Origin of the sequence: Streptomyces sp. SBT349 (assembly GCF_001083795.1) — a bacterium.
Lineage (GTDB): Bacteria > Actinomycetota > Actinomycetes > Streptomycetales > Streptomycetaceae > Streptomyces.
Map to the genome: position 1 here is coordinate 1 of NZ_LAVK01000607.1, position 2004 is coordinate 2004.

Consider the following 2004-nt stretch of genomic DNA (forward strand, 5'->3'; position numbering starts at 1 on the left):
ACCACCACCACCAGCCAGCTCCACCCACTCCACCCCGAACAACGACTCACCCACACCCGAATCCACCACCCCCAACAACCCCACATCCACCGACCGCGCCACCATCGAACCCACCACAGCCACCAACTCACCCACCGAATCAGCCAACTCAACCCGTATGTCGCTTCGGCCAGCGCCCGTGACGCACACACGGAGTGAGGCGGCACCGTTGGCCACCAGGCGCACACCGCGATATTCGAACGGTAGCCAGGTCTCTCGTGATCCACTCGTCAGATCCTGCAGAGCGCCAACGTGCAGAGCGGCGTCGAGCAGCGCCGGGTGGATGCCGAACCGCCCGGCGTCCTGGTGTAGTTCTTCGGGGAGCACCACCTCGGCGAACAGCTCCCCATCCGGCCCACGCCACGCCGCCTTCAGCCCCTGGAACGCCGGACCATAGGCATATCCGGCCTCCGCGAAGAGATCGTAGGCATGCGCGACCTCCAACGGTTCGGCACCAGCAGGAGGCCACACCGACAGATCAACGATCGACGCGTCACCCTCGTCAAGCAGCGACCCACGGTCCACCACGGCGCCGCTCGCATGGCGCTCCCACGAACCTCCAGCGTTGCCCTCATCCCCGTACGAATAGACAGCGACCTCGCGCCGCCCGTCCTCATCAGCTGCCCCCACCCGCACCTGAACGCGCACACCGCCGTCTGTGGGCAGCACCAACGGAGCCGACAGCGTCAGCTCCTCCACCCGGTCACAACCGACCTCGTCGCCGGCGCGAATCACCAGGTCCACCAACATCGACCCCGGCACGACGACACGACCACCCACCGCGTGGTCCGCCAACCAGGGGTGCGTCGACAGTGACAGCCGTCCGGTCAGGAGCCACTCATCGCTGTCCGCCACTGCGACCGCGGCTCCCAGCACCCCGTGGTCCGCGGCGTCCAAGCCCAGCCCTCGCATATCCCGCACACCCGGTCGGCCCTTCAGCCAGTAGCGTTGGTGTTGGAAGGCGTAGGTGGGTAGGTCGATGCGGCGGGCGCCGCTCCCGGCGAAGACGGCACTCCAGTCCGGCTGGACCCCCGCGACGTAGGCCTGTGCCAGGGCGGTGGTGAACGCCTCGGCCTCGGGGTGTCGGGTGCGGGTGCTGGGAATGACCGCCATCACGGCCGGATCAGGAGCTGTCTCGCGCACCATGGCCGTCAGGACACCCCGCGGCCCGATCTCGATGACCTTGCCCACCCCATGCTCCGCCAGCCAGCCCGCGACCCGGTCGAACCGCACCGCACACCGCGCCTGCTCCACCCAGTAACCCACACCCCACTGCCGCTCGCCCATGACCTCGCCGGTCACGCCCGAGATCACCGGGATACGACCCGGCCGGTGAGTGACATCGGCGATCTCCTCCGCGAACGCCTCCAGCATCGGCTCCACCAGCGGAGTATGGAACGCCCGGGACACCTCCAACCGCCGACACCGCACCCCCTGGATCTCCAGCACCGAGACCAGGTCCTCCACCGCGCCCGGCTCCCCGGCCACCACCACCGAGGCCGGACCATTCACCCCCGACACCCACACCCCACCGTCACTACTACTGGAAGCCCGCCACTGCTCGATGGCCTGCTCCACCCGCTCCACCGGCGCCGCGACCGACACCATCGCCCCCGGCTCCAGCCCCTGCATCAACCGACCCCGCGCCGCCACCACCCGCACCGCATCCTCCAGCGACAACACCCCCGCCACATGCGCCGCCACGATCTCGCCCACCGAATGCCCCGCCACCACACCCGGCACCACACCCAACGACTCCCACAACCGGAACAACGCCACCTCGAACGCGAACAACCCCACCTGCGTGAACACCGTCTCCCCCAACCAACCGGCCGCCTCACTCCCCTCCAGCGCCCACACCACATCCCTCACACCCAACGACACCCCATCGCCCAACGCCTCATCCAGCAACCCGCACACCTCATCGAACACCCCCGCGAACACACCAAACCCCTCACACAACCC

Annotated in this window: 1 protein-coding gene; it reads right to left on the bottom strand. The window is 68.6% G+C overall.

Annotated features, from left to right (window positions below):
• A partial coding sequence (locus tag ADY01_RS35145; protein WP_159001637.1) for an acyltransferase domain-containing protein occupies window positions 1-1971 on the bottom strand: 1971 nt, incomplete at its 3' end.
• Between the last annotated feature and the right edge of the window lie 33 nt (window positions 1972-2004).